Consider the following 20395-nt stretch of genomic DNA (forward strand, 5'->3'; position numbering starts at 1 on the left):
GCTCGACCGAGTCCGAAGAGGGAGCCGAACTCGGGCCGGTGGTCCAGGCCGTGGGCCGCGGATCAGCGGGCCGCGTGGACCACCCGGACCGGACCGCGGGCGAACGCCGGCCGGTCACCGTCCGGGGTGGTGAACGTGGTGCCCCCGCTGCGGCCCGGACGTGACCAGCGCGCCTCGTACGCCCTGCCGTCGCGCAGGACGAGCGCGGTGCCGGACCCGACCGTCCCGGTGAAGGGGGTGACACTGCCGAACCTGTCATGGAAGCGCGACGGGCGGACCGTCGTGTACTGCAGGACGACCGTGGCGGCGCCGAGCCGACCGCCGTCCGTGGTGCGGGCCGCGGCCCCGTCCATGGCCACCAGCCACCGCCGTTCCCTGCCCGACCAGGTGAGGGAGAGCTCGGTGGCCGGATGGTGGACCTGTCGATCTTCACGGCCGGCACCGGGGCGGGCTGTGTGCGCTCCCCGGTGAACGGCGACCGTACCGGGCCCCGCGCCGCGCCGTCCTGGCGGCAGCCGCTCACCGCGGCGAGCCCGAGGAGCGCGGCGAGCAGTGCGGCCACGGACAGCGCGGAAGTCCGTGGCCGCGCTGCCCGCCGCTTCCCCGCGCGGGCCGTCCCGGCGCACGCCCCCGTGCCCCCGGCCCCACCCCTTCGGCAGCCGTCTGCCCCACCCCTCCCCTTAAGCCCACCACGGGTGGCGCGGCACGGCCACCTGGCGGACGACCATGCGTGGATTCGGGCCCCGCGTCCATTCCTTGTCCAGTCCATGAGAATCGACGCGCGCAGCGGTGAACGGCTGGTTAACCTGACGACAGATCCGGTTCAGCCGACACGAGGAGCGTGCGGTGACCCCCGAACAGACACAGAGCGACGAAGCGCACGCGGACAGCGGCGGGCGGTGCGCGGAGCCCACGGAAGTAGGCAGTCTGGAGGTGTGGGCACGCTCCGCGCCGATCCGCCTTGCGGGGTACGAGGACGACCTGGCCGAGCCGCATATCCTCCAGAGCGTGGACTGACGGCGCGCCGAATCCGGCGGCGCCGAATCCGCATGGCGAATCCGGCGGCGCCGAATCCGCATGGCGAATCCGGCGGCACCGAATCCGCATGGCGAATCCGGCGGCACCGAATCCGCGTGGCGGATTCGCCGCCGCCGGCACCGGCGATCCGCCGCTTCCTGGCAACAAGCGGACATCAGGGCCATCGCCCGGCTGCTCGCCCCGCTGTCCGTTCGCCCGGTGGTCGATCCGCACCCCTGGCGGGTGCGGGAACAGGCCGCCGGGTGAAGCTGCCCGGAGTGCTCCGCAACATGGCCGACGGACCGGGCAACTGTACGGTCTGCCTGCCCCGCGATTGCCGCCAGGCCCTGCGCGCGGCGGCCGGGCGGCGTTGCCGCCCGGCCGCTCGCCGGCCCCGGACACCCCGTGCGGCGCGCGGCGGCTCGTCCGGCTTCGACGGGCGCTCCGCGCGCTGGTACGGGACGTCGGCTTCTCCGCGCCCAAGGCGCCCTGACGCCGGGCCGGTTCCAGGCGGCGCCAAGCGGCCGGCGCCCGGTTCTGCACGGAGACGACGGGCACCGGACGCCGGGCGCGCCCTCGCCGACTCCCGCCACTATTCGGCCATTTTCGACAACACGGCGGGCCGGGCGCGCACTTCTTCGTGGCTGCCATCCCGTCGGCCGACCGCGTCCCCGAGATCGTTGTGTCAAGGGCCGCGCCCCGCGCCGCGGCGATTGGCAACTTGCTGCCGTAGGGGAAGCAGCGGCGCTCGGACGCGGTTTGCTGAGTCAAGCAGAGCAAGCGGACCAAGACCCAAGCAGACCGACGTGAGGCGGAGTCGGGGGAGGGGAGCACCACTCGGTGCCGGAGTGCGGGGGGATTTCAAGACGAGGTGGCCCTGGACGGGGGTCGGGGCCACCCGTGGCGCAGGCGGCGCCGGGGAGATTCAGCCCCGGCGCCGCCTCCCGGCCATCCTCCGACGGCCTAGAGTCACGATCCATGCAGAACTCCGCGAACCTTGCCGGAACGGACCGTCCGGGCCTCGGCCTCCTCGACACCGCCCCGCTGATCGAGGACCCGTACCGGACCCTGGCCGCGCTCCGGGAGGCCGGTCCGGTCCACCGGATCACCGGCACCGACGGACGGCCCGCCTGGCTGGTCACCCGCTACGAGGATGTGCGGCAGGCGTTGGCCGACCCACGCCTCTCCCTGGACAAGCGGAACGCCGCTCCCGGCAACTACAGCGGCTTCTCCCTGCCACCCGCCCTGGACACCAATCTGCTCAACATGGACCCCCCGGACCACACCCGGGTGCGGCGGCTGGTGGTCAAGGCGTTCACCCCCGGCCGGGTCGAGAAGATGCGCGAACCGGTCAGGCGCGTCGCCGACGAACTGCTCGACGCCATCGAGCCGGACGGCCGCGCGGATCTCCTGGTCACCTACGCCGGACAACTGCCCATCATCGTCATCTGCGATCTGCTCGGCGTCCCGCAGCGCGACCGGCGCGACTTCCGCGCCTGGAGCGACGCCCTGATCACCCCCGACCCGGCGCGGCCACAGGTGGCCAGGGAAGCGGTCGGCGGCATGCTGCACTTCTACACGGGTCTTGTCGAGAGCAAGCGCGCGGAGCCCGGTGACGATCTGCTCTCGGACCTGATCAGGGTCCGGGACGACGAGGCGGAGGGTGGCGACGACCGGCTCACCGAGGACGAGCTGACCTCGCTGGCCTTCCTCATCCTCCTCGCGGGCTACGAGAACACCGTCCATCTCATCGCCAACTCCGTTCTCGTCCTGCTCGACCACCCCGAACTGCTCCGGGAGCTGCGTGAGGACCCCAGCGGGCTCCCGGCCGCCTTCGACGAGCTGGCCCGCTACGAGAGCCCGGCGCCGCTCGCGATCCGCCGCTTCCCCCTGGAGGACATCGAGATCGGCGGGGTGACCATCCCCGCCGGGGAGACCGTTCTGCTCTCGAATGCCTCCGCACACCGCGATCCGGCGCACTTCCCGGACCCGGATCACGTCAATGTCCATCGTGTCCGATCGGGTCACCTTGCGCTCGGTCACGGCATCCATTACTGCCTCGGCGCCCCGCTGGCCCGACTGGAGACGGAGACGGCACTGACCGCGCTGCTGGGCCGCTTCCCGGGGCTGCGGCTGGACATTCCGCGGGAGGAGGTGCGTTGGCGGCCCTCGATCCGTGCGCGTGGCCTGATCTCGCTCCCCGTCGCATGGTGATCGGACAAGCGAACAAGTTTTTGATGCATAACCCCGGGGCGATGCGGTAAAAAGGTCCTCGAGCCCGCCCGGTGTGCATCCCCCGTCGCACCGGGCGGGCCGCTGTGTGTGTGCCGCCACATGGCCCACAGTGGCCAACGCCACTGCGCCCCCTCTCGGCGGCCACCAGGGGCCTACTGGCCGGTAACCAGGCGGGTGCGGGGGGCTGGCCTGGCGTCCTAGGGGTTCGGCGGCGAGAGCAAGCTCACAGCCGATTCGTCTGCTGCGACTCAAGAAGATCGCACTAATCTCCGCCTCATGACGGTCCTGCCCGACGGGCTTTCCCTAGCCGACGAATTCCCGGAAGTGTCGCGAGACGAGTGGCGCCACCTCGTCGAAGGCGTGCTGCGCAAAACCGGCGCATCGGACGCCGTGGGCGTACGGGCCGAAGAGGCGCTCGCGACCGCACTCGAGGACGGAATCTCCGTTCGCCCCCTTTACACCGCCGAGGACGCCCCCCAGGCCCCCGGACTCCCCGGTTTCGCCCCGTTCGTCCGTGGCGGCCGGGCCGAGGGATCGGCCGTCTCCGGCTGGGACGTACGGCAGCGCCACGCCCAGTCCGACCCCGCCCGCACCAACCGCGCCGTCCTCGCCGACCTGGAGAACGGCGTCGCCTCGGTGTGGCTGGCGGTCGGTGCGGACGGAGTGCCCGTGGACGCCCTCGCCGAGGCGCTCCAGGGGGTCTATCTCGACCTCGCCCCCGTCGTCCTCGACGCGGGCGCCGACTTCGAGGCCGCCGCCCACGCCCTGCTGCGGCTGTACGAGGAGCGTCAGGTGCCGCCGCACGCGGCGCTCGGCAACCTCGGCGCGGACCCGCTGGGCCTGGTGGCCCGCACCGGCCGGGACGCGGAGCTCGCCGACCGTCTGGCCACCGCCGCCGAGCTGGCGGTGACCTGCCACCGCGACCACCCCGGGGTGCGGGCCCTGGTCGTGGACGCGCTGCCGTACCACGAGGCCGGTGGCAGCGCGGCCCAGGAGCTCGGCTGCTCGCTCGCCGCCGGCGTGGCCTATCTGCGCACCCTGACCGAGGCCGGGCTGGACGTCGAAGCGGCCTGCGCCCAGCTGGAGTTCCGCTACGCGGCCACCGCCGACCAGTTCCTGACCATCGCCAAGCTGCGCGCCGCCCGCCGCCTTTGGGCGCGCGTGGCGCAGGCGTGCGGCGCGCCACCGGGAGCGGGCGCCCAGCGCCAGCACGCGGTGACGTCCCCGGTGATGATGACCCGGCGCGACCCGTGGGTGAACATGCTCCGCACCACCGTCGCGAGCCTGGCCGCGGGCGTCGGCGGCGCCGACGTGGTCACCGTTCTGCCCTTCGACAGCGCGATCGGTCTCCCTGACGACTTCGCCCGGCGCATCGCCCGCAACACCTCCACGATCCTGCTGGAGGAGTCCCAGCTGTCCCGGGTGATCGACCCGGCCGGCGGCTCCTGGTACGTCGAGCGGCTCACCGATGACGTCGCCCGTGCCGCGTGGGCCTGGTTCCAGGAGATCGAGCGCGCCGGGGGCCTGGCCGCGGCCCTCGCCTCCGGGCTGGTGGGCGACCGGCTGGCCGAGAGCTGGGCGCGCCGCTCGCGCGACATCGCCCGCCGCAAGGAGCCGATCACCGGCGTCAGCGAGTACCCGAACCTCGCCGAGCAGCCCGTCGAGCGCGAGCCCGCGCCCGAGCGGCCCGGGGGCGGGCTGCCGCGGGTGCGGCGCGACGAGGCGTACGAGGCTCTGCGGACCCGCGCCGACGCGCACCAGGCGGCCCAGGGCACCCGGCCCCGGGTCTTCCTGGCCGCGCTGGGCCCCGCCGCCGCGCACACCGCCCGCGCCGCCTTCGCCGCCAACCTCTTCCAGGCGGGCGGCATCGAGGCGGTCACCGCGACTGGGGAGACCGTCACCGTGACCGCCGAGACCGTCGCCGACGCGTTCACCGCGAGCGGCGCCCGGGTGGCGTGCCTGTGCTCCAGCGACAAGCTCTACGCGGAGGAGGCCGCGGCCGTCGCCGAGCGGCTGAAGACCGCCGGGGCGGTACGGGTCTATCTGGCCGGACGGCCGGGCGAACGACAGGATGAGTACGAGCGGGCCGGAGTCGACGGATTCGTCTTCGCGGGCTGCGACGCGGTCGAGGTCCTCTCCTCGGCCCTGGACATCATGGGAGTGGCGTGATGGCGGGCGGTGCGGTGGAACCCGGCAAGATCCCGGACTTCTCGACGGTCGACCTGGACGGACCGTGCGACGGGCCGGTGCCCGGCGTCGACACCTGGGCCGCCGCGCTGCAGAACAGCGTCGGCAAGAGCGTCGAGGACCTGGTGTGGGACACTCCCGAGGGCATCGGGGTCAAGCCGCTCTACACCGCCGAGGACCTGCGGGGGCTCGACTTCCTGAGCACCTACCCCGGCGCGGCGCCGTATCTGCGCGGCCCGTACCCGACGATGTACGTCAACCAGCCGTGGACCATCCGGCAGTACGCGGGCTTCTCCACCGCCGAGGAGTCCAACGCCTTCTACCGCCGCAATCTGGCGGCCGGTCAGAAGGGCCTGTCGGTCGCCTTCGACCTGCCCACCCACCGCGGCTACGACAGCGACCACCCCAGGGTCACCGGCGACGTCGGCATGGCGGGCGTGGCCATCGACTCCATCTACGACATGCGGCAGCTCTTCGACGGCATCCCGCTGGACCGGATGAGCGTGTCGATGACGATGAACGGCGCGGTCCTGCCCGTGCTCGCGCTGTACATCGTCGCCGCCGAGGAACAGGGCGTGGCGCCCGAGAAGCTGGCCGGGACCATCCAGAACGACATCCTCAAGGAGTTCATGGTCCGCAACACCTACATCTATCCGCCGCAGCCGTCGATGCGGATCATCTCCGACATCTTCGCCTTCACCTCGCAGCGGATGCCGCGCTACAACTCCATCTCCATCTCCGGCTACCACATCCAGGAAGCCGGTGCCACGGCCGACCTGGAGCTGGCCTACACCCTCGCCGACGGGGTGGAGTATCTGCGGGCCGGCCTGGACGCCGGGATGGACGTGGACGCGTTCGCGCCCCGGCTCTCCTTCTTCTGGGCGATCGGCATGAACTTCTTCATGGAGATCGCCAAGCTGCGGGCGGCGCGGCTGCTGTGGGCCAAGCTGGTCAAGCAGTTCGACCCGAAGAACCCCAAGTCGCTCAGCTTGCGCACCCATTCGCAGACCTCCGGCTGGTCGCTGACCGCCCAGGACGTCTTCAACAACGTGGCGCGCACCTGTGTCGAGGCCATGGCCGCCACCCAGGGCCACACCCAGTCGCTGCACACCAACGCCCTGGACGAGGCGCTCGCGCTGCCCACCGACTTCTCGGCGCGCATCGCCCGTAACACCCAGATCCTGCTCCAGCAGGAGTCGGGCACCACGCGGGTGATCGACCCGTGGGGCGGCAGCGCGTACGTCGAGAAGCTCACCTACGACCTCGCGCGCCGGGCCTGGCAGCACATCGAGGAGGTCGAGGCGGCCGGCGGCATGGCCAAGGCCATCGACGCGGGCATCCCCAAGCTGCGCGTCGAGGAGGCCGCGGCCCGCACCCAGGCCCGGATCGACTCCGGCCGCCAGCCGGTGATCGGCGTCAACAAGTACCGCCCTGAAAGCGGCAGCGACGAGCAGATCGAAGTCCTCAAGGTCGACAACTCCGCGGTGCGCGCCCAGCAGATCGAGAAGCTGCGCAGGCTGCGCGCCGAGCGTGACGAGGCCGTCTGTCAGGACGCGCTGCGCGCCCTGACCCGGGCCGCCGAGTCCGGCCCCGGCGCCGGTCTGGAGGGCAATCTGCTGGCGCTCGCCGTCGACGCCGCCCGCGCCAAGGCCACCGTCGGTGAGATCTCCGACGCACTGGAGAAGGTCTACGGGCGCCACTCCGGCCAGATCCGTACGATCTCCGGTGTGTACCGAGACGAGGCCGGACCGTCGTCCGGCGTGGACCGCACCCGGACCCTGGTCGGGAAGTTCGAGGAGGCGGAGGGCCGCCGCCCCCGTATCCTGGTTGCCAAGATGGGCCAGGACGGGCACGACCGCGGCCAGAAGGTGATCGCCACCGCCTTCGCCGACCTGGGTTTCGACGTCGACGTCGGCCCGCTCTTCCAGACCCCGGAGGAGGTCGCGCGGCAGGCGGTCGAGGCCGATGTGCACATCGTCGGCGTCTCCTCGCTCGCGGCCGGCCACCTCACCCTGGTGCCCGCGCTGCGCGAGCAGCTGGCCGAGGCGGGGCGCGAGGACATCACCATCGTGGTCGGCGGGGTCATCCCGCCGCAGGACGTCCAGACCCTGCACGAGGCCGGCGCCGCCGCCGTCTTCCTGCCGGGCACGGTCATCCCCGACGCCGCCCACGACCTGGTGAACAAGCTGGCAGCCGACCTCGGCCACGAGCTGTAGGGGGGTCTTGTGGATCAGGCCGGATCAGGGAGCGGCGTCTGGTGCGTGCAGCCGCAAGGCGGAGGAGAGCGCAGCGGCGCTGCGCGCGACGACGACAACGCGGCGGATGTGCGTGCCAGACGCCGCGAGCCCGGCATGATCCGCGAGACACCCCCTAAGCCCATGCCGCGGACGATCGACATCGAGGAGTACGCCAAGGGCGTGCTCGACCGCAGGCGTGCGTACATCGCCCGCGCGATCACCCTCGTCGAGTCCACCCGCCCCGACCACCGCGAGCTCGCCCAGCGGCTGCTGATCGAGCTGCTGCCGCACACCGGCGGCGCGCGGCGGGTCGGCATCAGCGGGGTGCCCGGGGTGGGCAAGTCCACCTTCATCGACGCCCTGGGCTCGATGCTCACCGGGCTCGGCCACCGGGTCGCGGTGCTCGCCGTCGACCCGTCCTCCAGCCGGACCGGCGGCTCCATCCTGGGCGACAAGACCCGGATGGAGCGGCTGTCGGTCGACCCAAACGCCTTCGTACGGCCCTCGCCGAGCGCGGGGACGCTCGGCGGGGTCGCGCGCGCCACGCGTGAGTCCATGGTCGTCATGGAGGCCGCGGGCTATGACGTGCTGCTCGTGGAGACGGTCGGCGTGGGGCAGTCCGAGACCGCGGTGGCCAACATGGTCGACTCGTTTCTGCTGCTCTCCCTGGCCCGCACCGGGGACCAGCTGCAGGGCATCAAGAAGGGCGTCCTGGAGCTGGCCGACGTCGTCACCATCAACAAGGCCGACGGCCCCCATGAGCGGGACGCCAAGTCCGCCGCCCGCGAACTGGCGGGCGCCCTGCGGCTGCTGCAGCCACCCGACGCGCCCTGGAACCCGCCGGTGCTCACCTGCAGCGCCCGCGAGAACACCGGCCTGGACGTGGTGTGGGAGCGGCTGGAACAACACCGCCGGGTACTGGAGGCCACCGGCGCGCTGGACGCCAAGCGGCGCGACCAGCAGGTCGACTGGACCTGGTCGATGGTGCGCGACCAGCTGCTCGCGCGGCTGCACGCCCACCCCGAGGTACGGCGGCTCGGCCCCGACCTCGAACAGCAGGTCCGCGACGGCACGCTGACGGCGACCCTGGCGGCGGACCGGCTGCTGACGGCGTTCCAGGCGCCGGCCGCCACCGACGCCGGCACCGATGGATGACAAGCCGCCGGCGGCGGGCGAGGTGGGGCCGTTCTTCGCCCTGCGCACCGGCACCGGCGATCCGGGCGAGGAGGGCTACGCCCGGATCGGCGAGGCGTACCGGGTGACGCCCGAGGGCGTCGCCGCGCCGCTGCTGCGCGCCCGCGTCGACGCGGTGGCCGCGAGCCTGCGCACCGATGAGCCCAGGGTCGCGGCCTCCCTCACCTTCCAGGGCCTCGCCGCCCGGCTGTGGTCACTCGCCCTCGGCCCGGCGGCGCTCACCGGCCGGGTGCTCGACCTCCGCCCCGACCAGCTGTGGTGGAACCCGGCGCGCACGGCCCCCGACGACCTGTGGTGGCCCGGCCCGCCCCGGGTGCACGGTGATCTGGCGGGGGTGGCCGGTCAGCTCGCCCACACGGCGTACGTCCATCTCTCACCGCTGCACACGGCCACCGTGCGGGCCTACCGGGTCTCCGGGCGGCTGCTGTGGGGCAACGCGGCCTCGGCGCTGGCCGGTTCGCTGCGCGTGCTGCACGACTGGTGCCGCGCACAGGGCCGAGAGGAGGCGGCGGACCGGGCCATCGCGCTGGTGCGCGCCCTGCTGGAGACCCCGCCGCTGCGCGACAGCGGCACCCTGACCCCCTTGCCGCTCGCCTTCCGGCGCCGCACCTGCTGCCTCTACTACCGCGTGCCCGGCGGCGGACTGTGCGGCGACTGCGCGCTGAGCCGTCCCCCCTGGCCGGAACGCGGCGCAGGTCACAGCGGTCCGGCCTGATCCCTACGGCCTGCGCTCGATACGGTGAGCGGGTGCCGATGAACGAGAACCTGTTCTCATCCTGGGCGGCTTGGCGCCGCCGTACCGCGTCACGTCTCGTCCACCGCGGATGGGACGCCGTCCGCCGCGCCGGCGCGGTGACGCGGGACCGCCCCGGCCCGTATCGCTTCGGCCACCTGGGCGTCGGCACCCGGCTGGCGTTTCCCCAGGGCACCATCTTCGGCGAGCCGTGGATCCAGCTCGGCGACCACTGCGTCATCGGTGAGCAGGTGACCCTCACCGCCGGCATGATGCCCGGCCTCGACCTCGGCCCCGACCCCATCCTGCGCCTGGGCAACGGCGTCGTCCTGGGCCGGGGCAGCCATGTGATCGCCTCGCGCTCCGTGGAGCTCGGCGACGATGTCTTCTGCGGTCCCTACACCTATGTGACCAGCGACAACCACTCCTACGACGATCCCGACCAGCCCATCGGCAGACAGTGGCCGCGCTCCGCCCCCGTCGCGATCGGCGCCGGCAGCTGGCTGGGCGCCGGGGCGGTGATCCTGCCGGGCGCGCGACTCGGCCGCAATGTGGTGGTCGCCGCGGGCGCGGTCGTACGGGGTGAGGTGCCCGACCACTCGGTTGTCGCCGGAGCGCCGGCCCGGATCATACGGCGCTGGGTCCCCGAGGACGGCGGCTGGCAGCCCCCGCTGCGCACCCCCGCGCCGGTCCCGATACCCGAGGGCATGACGGCGGAACAGCTGATGGCGCTGGCCGAGCTGGAGTCCACGGTCCCGGGTGACGGGGCGTCGTAGCAGGTCAGTAGAGTTTCGGATGGGCTGTCCCAGCCGCCTGGTGAGCCATTGGCTGACCCTCCCCGACGTTCCCCCGACCGACGAGGTAACCCCCGTGAGCCCGCCACCTCCCGCAGTGACTGTCATCGGCATCGGCGCCGACGGATGGGACGGGCTCGCCGCCGCCGGCCGGGAGGCGCTGCGTACGGCCGAGGTCGTGATCGGCGGACCCCGGCAGCTCGATCTGCTGCCGGCTGACTGCCCCGCCGAGCGGGTGCCGTGGCCGTCGCCGCTGCGCCCCGCGGTCCCCGGGCTGTTCGCCGCGCACGCCGGGCGGCGCGTGGGCGTTCTGGCCAGCGGCGACCCCATGTTCTTCGGCATCGGCCGCACCCTGGCGGAGGTGCTGGGCGCCGAGCGGCTGCGGGTGCTGCCGCATCCGTCGTCCGTCTCCTACGCCTGTGCACGGCTCGGCTGGCCGCTGGAGGAGACCGAGGTGATCAGCCTCGTCGGCCGTCCCCTCGCCACCCTGAACCGCTCCCTGTACGCGGGTCACCGGCTGCTGGTGCTCAGCGCGGACGCCGACGCCCCGGCCGAGGTCGCCGGCCTGCTGCGGGAGCGCGGTTTCGGCCCCAGCCGGATGCGGGTGCTGGAACAGCTGGGGGGTGAGCGCGAACGCTGTGTGGAGGGCACGGCCGACGCGTGGCCCCACGCGCCCGGCGACCCCCTCAACGTCATCGCCGTGGACTGCGCCCCCGCGGGCGGTGCCGTGCGCCTGCCGGTCGTGCCGGGGCTCCCGGACGAGGCGTACGAACACGACGGACAGCTGACGAAGCGTCACGTACGGGCCGCCACCCTCGCCGCGCTCGCCCCCGCGCCCGGCGAGCTGCTGTGGGACGTCGGGGGCGGCTCCGGCTCCATCGCCGTCGAGTGGATGCGCGCACATCGCACCTGCCGGGCGGTCTGCGTCGAACGCGACCCCGTACGCGCCGAACGCGTCGCCACGAACGCCGCCGCGCTCGGCGTGCCGGGCCTGCGCATCGTCACGGGCGCCGCGCCCGAGGCCCTGACCGGCCTGCCCACCCCCGATGCGATCTTCATCGGCGGCGGCGCGACCGTGCCCGGACTGCTGGAGTCGTGCTGGGCGGCGCTGCCACCGGGCGGCCGGCTCGTCGCCAACACCGTGACACTGGAGTCCGAGGCGCTGCTCGCCGACCGGTACCGCCGCCACGGCGGCGAACTGGTGCGCATAGCCGTGGCGCACGCCACCCCCGTGGGCGGCTTCACCGGCTGGCGGCAGGCGATGCCGGTCACCCAGTGGTCCGTGGTCAAACCGGCCGATTCCGCCGAACCGGCAAGGCCCACCAAGCCCGCAGGACCCGCTGAACCCGCTTCACCCGCTCAAGGAGAGACGCGATGACGGTGTACTTCATCGGCGCGGGCCCCGGCGCCGCCGACCTGATCACGGTGCGCGGCGCCCGTACGCTCGCGCGCTGCCGGGTGTGTCTGTACGCGGGCAGCCTGGTGCCGCGCGAACTGCTCGACGAATGCCCGCCGGACGCCCGCCTCGTCGACACCGCGCGGCTCGACCTCGACCGGATCACCGCCGAGCTGGTCGCCGCCCACGAGGCGGGCCACGACGTGGCCCGCCTCCACTCCGGCGACCCGTCGGTCTTCAGCGCCGTCGCCGAGCAGATGCGCCGCCTCGACGCGGCCGGGGTTCCGTACGACGTCGTCCCGGGCGTACCGGCCTTCGCCGCCGCGGCCGCCGCGCTGAAGCGGGAGCTGACCGTGCCGACCGTCGGCCAGACCGTCATCCTCACCCGCATCGCCCAGCAGGCCACCCCCATGCCGGACGGGGAGGACCTCGCCACCCTCGGCCGCAGCGGCGCCCTGCTCGTCCTGCATCTGGCCGCCCGCTACGTGGACCGCGTGGTCGCCGAACTCCTCCCGCACTACGGCCCCGACTGCCCGGCGGCGGTGGTCGCCATGGCCAGCCGCCCGGACGAACTCGTCCTGCGCGGCACGCTGGACGACATCGCGGCTCAGGTGAAGGCGGCGGGCATCGTCCGGACGGCGGTCATCATGGTCGGCCGCACCCTGGGCGCGGAACAGTTCCGCGACAGCCACCTCTACTCCCCGGACCGCGAGCGCCCGCACGAGCCGTGCGACGCCCCCTCCGGCGGCGCCGACACCGCACGGTGACGCGCTGTTAGCCTTTGGCCCGAGCCTCAGCGTCAGGCTCAGGCCGGACGACCGTCCAAAAACGCGGGGAGCGCGGTGGGGCAAGGCGATGGGGGGCGGTTGTGCCGGGGTGGCTGGTGTTCGTGGCGTTGGGTGCCGTTCTCACGCTGGGCACGTGCCTGTGCGCGTCGATCAGCACCCGATCCATGAAGGGCTCGGTGTGGACCGACAGCGCGCGGCTGTGGGGTGACGGGGCGCTGGTGTTCCTGACGGCCGCTTCCGTGAGCTACCTCCTCGGCGCGTTCGCGAGCTTGACCTGGGACAACGACGATCACACCCAGTGCGCGACGGAACGGCGGCAGCCCGGCGGCGCCTCGCTGTTGTCCCGTGACGTCACGTTGTTCCCGGTACGGGCCGTGTGCCGGTGGACGGACGGGGCCTACGACGCCGTACCGTCCTGGGTCAATCCGAGCATCTACGCGTCCCTGGCCGCGGCGGCGGTGTGTGCGATCCTCGCCATGTTCCGCCACGAGACGGCGGAGCGGGCCAGGTACCGGTCCGCCACCGGCGGATCCCCGGACGGAGACGCCCGCGGCACCGGATGAGCGGTCGCCGCGCGTACGCGACGTCCGGCCCGTCCAACGGCGCCCGGCCCGCCCCCCATCGGTCGTCAGCCCGCCCGCGGGCCCACCGGCGCGGCCCGCCCCACGATCGTGCCCGCGCGGTCGATGCAGATGACGTCCACCGCGACCGGCGCCCCGCGCAGCACCCCGAGCGCCGTGTCGCGTGCCGCGGCGGCGACCAAGTCGCCCAGCGGCACCCCGCGGGCCGCGCACAACTGCACGGTCTCCAGACCGGTGTTGGCCGCCGCGACGGCCTCCGTCAGCTCCTCGTCCGCCCCGCCTCGGCGGGCCAGCTCCGCCAGGAACCCCTTGTCCACCTGGGAGCGCGAGGAGTGCAGATCCAGATGGCCCGCCGCCAGTTTGGAGAGCTTCGCGAAGCCCCCGGCCACCGTCAGCCGGTCCACCGGGTGCCGGCGCAGATACTTGAGCACCGCCCCCGCGAAGTCGCCCATGTCCAGCAGCGCGTCCTCCGGCAGCCCGTGCACGGCCACGGCGACCTTCTCGGACGTCGAGCCCGTACACCCGGCCACATGCGTACGCCCCGCCGCCCGTGCGACGTCCACCCCGCGCCGGATGCTGTCGATCCAGGCCGAGCAGGAGTACGGCACCACGATCCCCGTCGTCCCCAGGATCGACAGCCCGCCGAGGATGCCGAGCCGCGGATTCCATGTGCTGCGGGCGATCTCCTCGCCGTGGTCCACCGAGATCTCTATCTCGACGTCGCCGGTCCCGCCGTGGAGGGCGGTGACCGAGGCGATGTGGTCGCACATCATCTGGCGCGGCACCGGGTTGATGGCCGGTTCGCCCACCGCGAGCGGCAGACCGGGGCGGGTCACGGTGCCGACTCCGGGGCCGGCCCGGAAGACCACCCCGCTGCCGGGCGGCAGGGCCCGTACCGTGGCCCGGACCAGCGCGCCGTGGGTGACGTCGGGATCGTCCCCCGCGTCCTTGACGACCGCGGCCATGGCCCGGTCCGCGCCCTTCTCCTCGGCCGCGAGCGCGAAGGCCGGCCGCTGCCCCTTGGGCAGCTCGATGGTGACCGGGTCCGGGAACTCCCCACTCAGCAGCGCGGTGTAGGCGGCCGTGGCGGCGGCGGTCGCGCACGCCCCCGTCGTCCAGCCGTGCCGCAGCCCCGTCCGCTCCAGCTGCGCCCCGCGCCCCCCGGTCGCCTTGGCCGCCGCCTGCGTCTGCGCCTGCGCCTTGGCTGCCGTCTGCGCCTGCGCCTTGGCTGCCGTCTGCGCCTGCGCCTTGGCTGCCGCCTCCGCCTCCGCCTGCGCCTCCGCCGCCTGCGCCTCCGCCTCCGCCTCCGCCTGCGCCGCCTGCGCCTCCGCCTCAGCCACGGGCCACCCGCCGCGCACGCGCATACGATGACGGGCGCACGTACGACGAAAGGCACTCGATGAACAGCGCTCCGGCGCGCCATGTGCTCATCCTCGGCGGCACCACCGAGGCGCGCCGCCTCGCCGCCGAGCTGGACGGCGACCCCGCCCTGCGCGTCACCAGCTCCCTCGCGGGCCGTGTCGCCGAGCCCCGGCTGCCCGCCGGGCAGGTACGGATCGGCGGGTTCGGGGGCGCCGAGGGCATGGCCCGCTGGCTTGGTGAGCACCAGGTGGACGCGCTCATCGACGCCACCCATCCTTTCGCCGGCACGATCAGTCTCCACGCGGCCGAGGCGGCCGCGTCCACCTATGTTCCCCTGCTCGCCCTGCGCCGCCCCGGCTGGGTGGCCGGTCCTGGGGACCGCTGGCACTCGGCGGGGTCGCTGGCCGAGGCCGCGCGGCTGCTGCCCGCCCTGGGGGAGCGGGTCTTCCTCACCACGGGGCGGATGGGGCTCGCCGCCTTCGCCCATCTCACCGAGCCGTGGTTCCTGGTCCGCTCGGTGGACGCCCCCGAGCCGCCGGTCCCACCGCGTATGGAGGTGATCCTGGACCGCGGCCCGTTCACTCTGGAGGGCGAGGCGGAGCTGCTCGCCCGCCACCGCATCGACGTCCTGGTCACCAAGGACAGCGGCGGCCAGGCCACCGCCCCCAAGCTCACGGCGGCCCGCGAGGCCGGCGTCCCGGTCATCGTGATCCGCCGCCCACCGGCCCCGGAGAACGTCCCCGTGGCCGAGACACCAGCCGAGGCCGTGACCTGGCTCCGTACGACTTGGGGCTGACCACGTTCACGTGCCGGACGCGGGGCCGTGCCACTGGAGGGCGTGACCGGTGACCGAGGCGATCGCAAGTGCTCGGTCCTCGGTGATCCGGGGTTTTCCGTGGCGGCATAGGGGTATTCAAAGGGGTCGAAAGCGACTAAAAGCCACTGGAGCCACCGAAAGCCATCGACTGGCGGTTGCCGGAGCGGCGAGGCCCGCGGGAGGCACCATGGCCGAGCAGAAGACGCAGCAGATCGGGATCTGGCCACGGCTCCGGGTGGCGGACTGGGCCGAGACCCGGGACACACTGCACATGTGGACCCAGATCGTCGGCAAGATCCGGCTGGCCCACGCGCCCATGGTCAACGAGTGGTGGCAGGTCACCTTGTACGTCACCCCGAGAGGGTTGACGACGTCCTCGATCCCGTATCGGACCGGAGCGTTCGATATCGAGTTCGACTTCGTCGACCACCGGCTGTACATGCGTGTCAGCGACGGAAGCCGGCGCGAGCTGGCGCTGGAGCCCAAACCTGTGTCCCAGTTCTACGCCGAGACCATGGGTGCGCTGGGAGAGCTGGGCATCCAGACCCGCATAGATCCCAGACCGAACGAGGTGGACCCGGCCATCCCGTTCGCGGAGGACGACCGGCACGCCTCCTACGACCCGCACGCCGCGCGGCTGTTCTGGGGCCAGCTGCTGCGGGCGGACCAGGCGTTCGGGGAGTTCCGGTCCCATTTCGTCGGAAAGGTCAGCCCCGTGCACTTCTTCTGGGGGGCGATGGACCTGGCCTGCACCCGCTTCTCGGGCCGCCCCGCGCCCTCGCATCCCCCCGGTGGCGCCCCCAACTTGCCAGACTGGGTGACGAGGGAGGCCTACTCCGTCGAGCTGGCCAGCTGCGGGTTCTGGCCCGGCGGTGGTGAGGAGGGCGGCTTCTACGCCTACGCCTATCCCGAACCAGCCGGCTTCGCCGACCAACCGGTCCGCCCCGCGGAGGCGTCATACCAGCGGGCGAGCGGGGAGTTCGTGCTGCCCTATGAGGCGGTTGCCGCCGCTGCCGATCCGGATCGGGCGCTGAGCGCATTCCTGCAGAGCACGTATGAGGCCACCGCCGAGCTGGGTGGCTGGGACCGGGAGGCGCTGGAGGCCGACCCACACCGCTTTGAACACCGCTGAACCACGCCTGACAAGCCCGGGATTACCGGGGTCGGCGGGTACTCAAGTCGCCGACCACAGACGGCGGTAGAAGTCGGTGCGGTACGGGTCGGGGGTGCGATTCCGTAGGCGTCCAGGAGAGCGCCCTCCCAACCGGGGCCGTAGTTCCACTCGGTGCTCCACGTGGCCACGGCCAGGTCGGCCCAGCGGTCGGCGATACCGAGGGTCCCCATGTCCACGTGACCGGACCAGGTGCCGTCCTCGTGCAGCAGCGTGTTCGGTGCGCAGGGGTCGCCGTGGCATACCACGAGGCGGTCGGTCGTCGGGGGCGCGGGTAGGTCGGCGGGCTCCTGGATGCCCCCGGGCGCGTGCCAGGCGGTCTTGGACAGACCAGCTGAAAGGGCAGTCGGCCACGGGCAGCCGCTCGTGCAGGGCCCGTAGTCCCTCTCCCAGCGCACGCACGGCCGTACCGGGCTCCGCCCTCCACCGCGGAGTGACGGCACTCTCGCCGGGAAGCCCATGGGTAACGAGCCAGGATCCGTCTCGGTCTTCTCCGTGCTCCCGTACGCGGGGCACGGCTGTGAAACGGCCGGCCCATTGAAGGCGTACCGCCTCGGCAGTCAGGTCCAGCCCGGAGCCCACTTGGCGAACAGCCGTCGGTCGCCGTCGCCGATCCGGAAGGTCAAGCCGCCCAACTCGTTCTGCCAAACGGGCCGCAGGGGCGCCCCCTGGCCAGGTCAGCGATGATGGCGGGTACCTGCACGGGGGTGGGCGGCGGTCCGGAAAAGGGCATGAGCGCATGTTCCCCTTGGTTCGCGCTGCACGCGAGTGGTTTTTCCTCGCACACCCTGAGCTTTGGAGCCACGGTGCAGTTGTGGCCGAGCGTGGTGCTGACCTGTGTAAAGGATGCTGAAGCGATCTTGGGCGCGGGTTTCTCATGGCCGGTGCTGACCGTGGTCTACCGCCTGTTCTGGTACGCCAGGGTCAGAGCTCTGGCCACGCATACGACTGCGGCGCTGTCTGGTCCCGGCAAGGGGGAGTCTGACCTCCTTGATGCGAACTACGGGCGGCTTCTGGTCTCATTCGCCCCCGTCCAACCTCGTCCGGACTCGCCCGCAGCCGTGCTTCGAATGTGATGGCTGTGGGCTCCTTGTTGAACGGGGCCAGGCGCTGGTGGAACTCGCGCAGGTGCCCCGTGATGCGCTCTGAGCCGACGACCGTGGCGGTTTCCAGTGCCGTGGTGGCGGTATGGCATGCCTCCTCAACCTTGCTGTAGCTGCGTGGTAGCGAGCCAGAAAGTGTGGAACGCGCGGCCCCGCTGGTTGCCTACGGGTTCCCGTCGCAACGCATCAGCGATCAAGGGTTCGGCTGCGGTGGCTTCGCCAAGCTGGGCGCGGGCGATACCGGTGTCCACGAGCAACTTGCTCGTCTTGTCCGGCCCCGGGAGATGCTTGACCCCGATTGCCTCGGTTTGGCTGTGCGCGTCTAATCGGCGCGTGCGGGGAGGGATTCTCGCGCGGTGCGAGTCAGTCCCGTGTGGCGCCCTCCGGCCAGATCACCCGGGTGGGGACGCCGGTGCGTTCGGCATAGGAGACAACGTCGGCTGTGCCGCCGTATCCGCGGGCTGGCTGGCCGTCCCAGACGGCGATCAGTTCATCCACAAGACCGACCAGTATCTCGCTCCCGGTCATGTGGGCTTGTGAGTCCGACTCGACCAGGCCCGTGCGGTGGACATCGGCTGCCTGCTGGATGAGGCGGTCGTAGGTCTCGTAGTGTTCCTCCGGCAGGCCATCGCGGTACTTCTCCGCGGGCACGACGACCTCAAGGCGGCTGTCGGCCTTCAGTACCATCTCGGCGAACCAGGCGTCCGGGCCGTCTGCGATGCACGAGACGCCCACCAGATTGGGTGCGTGCCGCGCGACTTCGTTCTGAAGGGCCAGACGGACCAAGGTCTCGGTCTCTATGGGTAGACCGCGGTGGCCGGTGATGCCCAGTCGCATGGGGCGTTCCTTTCGTGATCATAGGTAGATGCCGTGCAGTCGGTCGTCGAAGTCGCGGACGATCTTGGGGGGAGTCGGCGACGCGTAGGACCGCCGGAGCGCACGGGCGCGCTCGATGATCCGGCCCGATCGGTACCGCATGCCGGTTTCCAGTGCTCGAGTGGCCAGGGCGAACGCACCGTCGAGCCGGCCGCTCGTGAGGTGTGCGGCGGCGAGGTCGAGTGTCAGCAGCGCGCGTTGCTTTTCGTGGCTCGACGTCAGCGCGGCAGCCGCTCTTTCCTGGGCGGCGGTTACCCACTGGGGAACGCCGAGCCGCGCGCCGCAGGTCAACCGGGCCGCTGCGACCTTGCTGTGGGTGAAGCTGAACACCCAGGGCCACGGGGGTTGTTGGTCGTCCTGGATGGCGTCCGTGCTGTGGGAGGCTTGGAGCAGGGCGGTGTCCGCGGCGGTCGCATTTCCACATACCGCGTGCGCCTGGGCTTCCACCGTGCTGAGCCACGCTGAGGCGATGGCCGATGCGTCCTCTCCCAGATGGCGATGGGCCCGGTGGATGAGGGACAGCGCCTGGGCGCCGTTGCCGGCGTCCGCCTCGAACCCGGCCAGGCTGCCGAATTGGTACGCGAGGAGCAGTCGGTCGCCGGAGGTGCGCGCGGCCGTGATGGCCGCGCCGTACCAGGTACGTGCCGAGCCGATGTCGTTCATGTCCCAGGCCAGCCACCCCGCGAGCGATGCCGCTTCGCTGCCCACGGCCGCCAAGCGGGCGCGCTGCTCGGGGGTTTCGGCCTCACCCGTGATGGCCTGGGTGAGCCGTAGGTGCGCCAGGACCGGTTCGGACAGGTGCCGTGAGGGGGTGGTGCCGTCCAGGCGGCGGAAGGCTGTGGTGGCCATGCGGAGTGTCGCGGCCTGCCCAGTGTCCGTGGGGTGGGGGCGAAGAGCGGCGAGAGCGGGCGTGGCGGCTATCGCCGCGGTCCCCGCGAGGAAGTTGCGCCGGTGCACGTCGGGCTGTCCATTCTCGGCGGCATGCGCCGCCGCGTGGTCGGCGAGACCGACCAGACGCGGGGGAATGTGCAGATGCGTGGCGGCTCTCGCCAGGATGGTCATGTCGTAGGAGGCCGTCCCGCGGCCTTCGAGGCGTGAGACGGCGGACTGACTGGTCCCGCACGCGTCACCGAGCTGGCGTTGGGAGACGCCGGCGGCACGGCGAGCCAGGCTCACCACCCGGCCGAAGTCACCTCGGCGGGAGGCGTCCCGGATCGCTTGCGCAGTCCAGTTCATGCCCACCCCTGTTTGGTACCTGGCTCTCACCGTTCGTCCGTTGTCCGTATGCGTCGGCCGCATACGGCCATGCGCGGCGCGGGTCGGCGCTGGCCGGTTCAGCATGACGCACGGTTCTGTCTCCTCACTACCCGTAACGGGGAAGGAGACGCATGACCACCAACGCCTTGCCGTGGATGCCGCCGAATGGCGACGACGTTGAGCTGATGCAAGTGGGCCTGTACTGGGACGCGGTAAGGGCCCCTGCGGACATCGGCGAGCGCGCGCTGACGCTGCTGGGCGACGCGACTGGCGCCGTCATCGCCGACTACAGCCTGATGTACTGGCTCATCCTGCCGGGCAGCGCCCAGTACTGGCGCAGGCTGCGTCAGGTGCAGGCACTCGGCGCCCATCGCGCCGACGTGACCTTCATGGGTATCCCCCCGGCCACACGCACCACCGGCCCGCGTCTGCACTGGCGCTTCCCGGTGGGACCCGACCGATGCCTCACCGACGCGAACCGGCTCCGCGAAGCCATGACCCAGGCGGTCGTCGACGAGATCAGCCCCATCGAGGAGACAACGGCCAAGTGATGCCTCAGATCTGTGCCCGCTGCGAGGAATCGACAAGCCAACCGGTCGTGGTCGCGATCGAGCACTCGGCGAGCGTCGGTGGCCGCACCGTCTACG

16 protein-coding genes and 3 pseudogenes are annotated in these 20395 nt (G+C 72.4%); 13 read left to right on the forward strand and 6 right to left on the reverse strand.

Annotation, left to right across the window (positions count from 1 at the left end):
• Positions 1-62 precede the first annotated feature (62 nt).
• Positions 63-395, reverse strand: a pseudogene (locus ABZU99_RS05405) (DUF3048 C-terminal domain-containing protein); the annotation flags it as partial.
• 451 nt (positions 396-846) lie between these two features.
• Here ABZU99_RS05405 and ABZU99_RS05410 point away from each other — a divergent pair.
• The 10 genes from ABZU99_RS05410 (at position 847) to ABZU99_RS05455 (ending at position 13144) form a co-directional block, all read left to right on the forward strand.
• Positions 847-1017, forward strand: a complete 171-nt coding sequence (locus ABZU99_RS05410) for a hypothetical protein (RefSeq protein ID WP_355947936.1) — start codon at positions 847-849, stop codon at positions 1015-1017.
• 978 nt (positions 1018-1995) lie between these two features.
• A complete protein-coding gene (locus ABZU99_RS05415) occupies positions 1996-3231 on the forward strand; it encodes a cytochrome P450 (RefSeq protein WP_356045478.1) in 1236 nt (411 codons plus the stop codon).
• A gap of 297 nt (positions 3232-3528) precedes the next feature.
• Entirely contained in the window at positions 3529-5421 is a 1893-nt protein-coding gene (gene mutA, locus ABZU99_RS05420; RefSeq protein WP_356045475.1) for a methylmalonyl-CoA mutase small subunit, read from the forward strand.
• The gene (scpA, locus tag ABZU99_RS05425; RefSeq protein ID WP_355947948.1) at positions 5421-7655 is read left to right on the forward strand and encodes a methylmalonyl-CoA mutase; all 2235 of its coding nucleotides are present in this window, start codon (positions 5421-5423) and stop codon (positions 7653-7655) included. The genes mutA and scpA overlap by 1 nt, the downstream gene beginning before the upstream one ends.
• Before the next feature lie 162 nt (positions 7656-7817).
• Positions 7818-8831: a methylmalonyl Co-A mutase-associated GTPase MeaB gene (gene meaB / locus ABZU99_RS05430; RefSeq protein WP_356045624.1), complete on the forward strand. Its 1014-nt coding sequence runs from the start codon at positions 7818-7820 to the stop codon at positions 8829-8831.
• A complete protein-coding gene (locus tag ABZU99_RS05435) occupies positions 8824-9585 on the forward strand; it encodes a (2Fe-2S)-binding protein (RefSeq protein ID WP_356045472.1) in 762 nt (253 codons plus the stop codon). Before meaB ends, ABZU99_RS05435 begins: the two co-directional genes overlap by 8 nt.
• Positions 9586-9617: 32 nt before the next feature.
• On the forward strand, positions 9618-10379 hold the full coding sequence (locus ABZU99_RS05440) for an acyltransferase (RefSeq protein ID WP_356045469.1): 762 nt from the start codon (positions 9618-9620) through the stop codon (positions 10377-10379).
• Between the two features lie 94 nt (positions 10380-10473).
• Positions 10474-11775, forward strand: a complete 1302-nt coding sequence (gene cbiE, locus ABZU99_RS05445) for a precorrin-6y C5,15-methyltransferase (decarboxylating) subunit CbiE (RefSeq protein WP_356045466.1) — start codon at positions 10474-10476, stop codon at positions 11773-11775.
• Positions 11772-12560, forward strand: coding sequence for a precorrin-4 C(11)-methyltransferase (gene cobM / locus ABZU99_RS05450; RefSeq protein ID WP_356045463.1), 789 nt, complete (start codon positions 11772-11774; stop codon positions 12558-12560). Before cbiE ends, cobM begins: the two co-directional genes overlap by 4 nt.
• A gap of 185 nt (positions 12561-12745) precedes the next feature.
• Positions 12746-13144, forward strand: a complete 399-nt coding sequence (locus ABZU99_RS05455) for a hypothetical protein (RefSeq protein WP_355947961.1) — start codon at positions 12746-12748, stop codon at positions 13142-13144.
• Positions 13145-13209: 65 nt separating this feature from the next.
• On the opposite strand, the gene ABZU99_RS05460 is transcribed toward ABZU99_RS05455, so the two are convergent.
• Entirely contained in the window at positions 13210-14307 is a 1098-nt protein-coding gene (locus tag ABZU99_RS05460; RefSeq protein ID WP_356045622.1) for a cobalt-precorrin-5B (C(1))-methyltransferase, read from the reverse strand.
• A gap of 254 nt (positions 14308-14561) precedes the next feature.
• Here ABZU99_RS05460 and ABZU99_RS05465 point away from each other — a divergent pair, with 254 nt between their 5' ends.
• Entirely contained in the window at positions 14562-15320 is a 759-nt protein-coding gene (locus ABZU99_RS05465; protein WP_356045460.1) for a cobalt-precorrin-6A reductase, read from the forward strand.
• A 208-nt stretch (positions 15321-15528) separates the two neighbouring features.
• A complete protein-coding gene (locus ABZU99_RS05470; RefSeq protein ID WP_356045458.1) occupies positions 15529-16473 on the forward strand; it encodes a DUF5996 family protein in 945 nt (314 codons plus the stop codon).
• 149 nt (positions 16474-16622) lie between these two features.
• Here ABZU99_RS05470 and ABZU99_RS05475 read toward each other — a convergent pair.
• The 4 genes and pseudogenes from ABZU99_RS05475 to ABZU99_RS05490 form a co-directional block, all read right to left on the reverse strand.
• Positions 16623-17391, reverse strand: a pseudogene (locus ABZU99_RS05475) (phosphotransferase); the annotation flags it as partial.
• 174 nt (positions 17392-17565) lie between these two features.
• Positions 17566-17875, reverse strand: a pseudogene (locus ABZU99_RS05480) (hypothetical protein); the annotation flags it as partial.
• A 103-nt stretch (positions 17876-17978) separates the two neighbouring features.
• Entirely contained in the window at positions 17979-18452 is a 474-nt protein-coding gene (locus tag ABZU99_RS05485) for a hypothetical protein (RefSeq protein WP_355947350.1), read from the reverse strand.
• A gap of 18 nt (positions 18453-18470) precedes the next feature.
• Positions 18471-19727 (reverse strand): helix-turn-helix transcriptional regulator, encoded by a 1257-nt coding sequence (locus ABZU99_RS05490; RefSeq protein ID WP_356045455.1) that lies wholly within the window; start codon positions 19725-19727, stop codon positions 18471-18473.
• A 152-nt stretch (positions 19728-19879) separates the two neighbouring features.
• Here ABZU99_RS05490 and ABZU99_RS05495 point away from each other — a divergent pair, with 152 nt between their 5' ends.
• Positions 19880-20299 (forward strand): hypothetical protein, encoded by a 420-nt coding sequence (locus ABZU99_RS05495; protein ID WP_356045451.1) that lies wholly within the window; start codon positions 19880-19882, stop codon positions 20297-20299.
• Positions 20300-20395 lie beyond the last annotated feature (96 nt).

The organism is Streptomyces sp. NPDC005266 (genome assembly GCF_040607655.1).
Taxonomy (GTDB): Bacteria; Actinomycetota; Actinomycetes; order Streptomycetales; family Streptomycetaceae; genus Streptomyces.

Coding starts and splice junctions, on each gene's coding strand:
- ABZU99_RS05415 (WP_356045478.1), top strand. CDS start 1,996: ATGCAGAACTCCGCGAACCTTGCCGGAACGGACCGTCCGGGCCTCGGC.
- ABZU99_RS05435 (WP_356045472.1), top strand. CDS start 8,824: ATGGATGACAAGCCGCCGGCGGCGGGCGAGGTGGGGCCGTTCTTCGCC.
- cobM (WP_356045463.1), top strand. CDS start 11,772: ATGACGGTGTACTTCATCGGCGCGGGCCCCGGCGCCGCCGACCTGATC.
- ABZU99_RS05455 (WP_355947961.1), top strand. CDS start 12,746: ATGAAGGGCTCGGTGTGGACCGACAGCGCGCGGCTGTGGGGTGACGGG.
- mutA (WP_356045475.1), top strand. CDS start 3,529: ATGACGGTCCTGCCCGACGGGCTTTCCCTAGCCGACGAATTCCCGGAA.
- ABZU99_RS05470 (WP_356045458.1), top strand. CDS start 15,529: ATGGCCGAGCAGAAGACGCAGCAGATCGGGATCTGGCCACGGCTCCGG.
- meaB (WP_356045624.1), top strand. CDS start 7,818: ATGCCGCGGACGATCGACATCGAGGAGTACGCCAAGGGCGTGCTCGAC.
- ABZU99_RS05490 (WP_356045455.1), bottom strand. CDS start 19,727: ATGAACTGGACTGCGCAAGCGATCCGGGACGCCTCCCGCCGAGGTGAC.
- ABZU99_RS05465 (WP_356045460.1), top strand. CDS start 14,562: ATGAACAGCGCTCCGGCGCGCCATGTGCTCATCCTCGGCGGCACCACC.
- scpA (WP_355947948.1), top strand. CDS start 5,421: ATGGCGGGCGGTGCGGTGGAACCCGGCAAGATCCCGGACTTCTCGACG.
- ABZU99_RS05485 (WP_355947350.1), bottom strand. CDS start 18,452: ATGCGACTGGGCATCACCGGCCACCGCGGTCTACCCATAGAGACCGAG.
- ABZU99_RS05495 (WP_356045451.1), top strand. CDS start 19,880: ATGACCACCAACGCCTTGCCGTGGATGCCGCCGAATGGCGACGACGTT.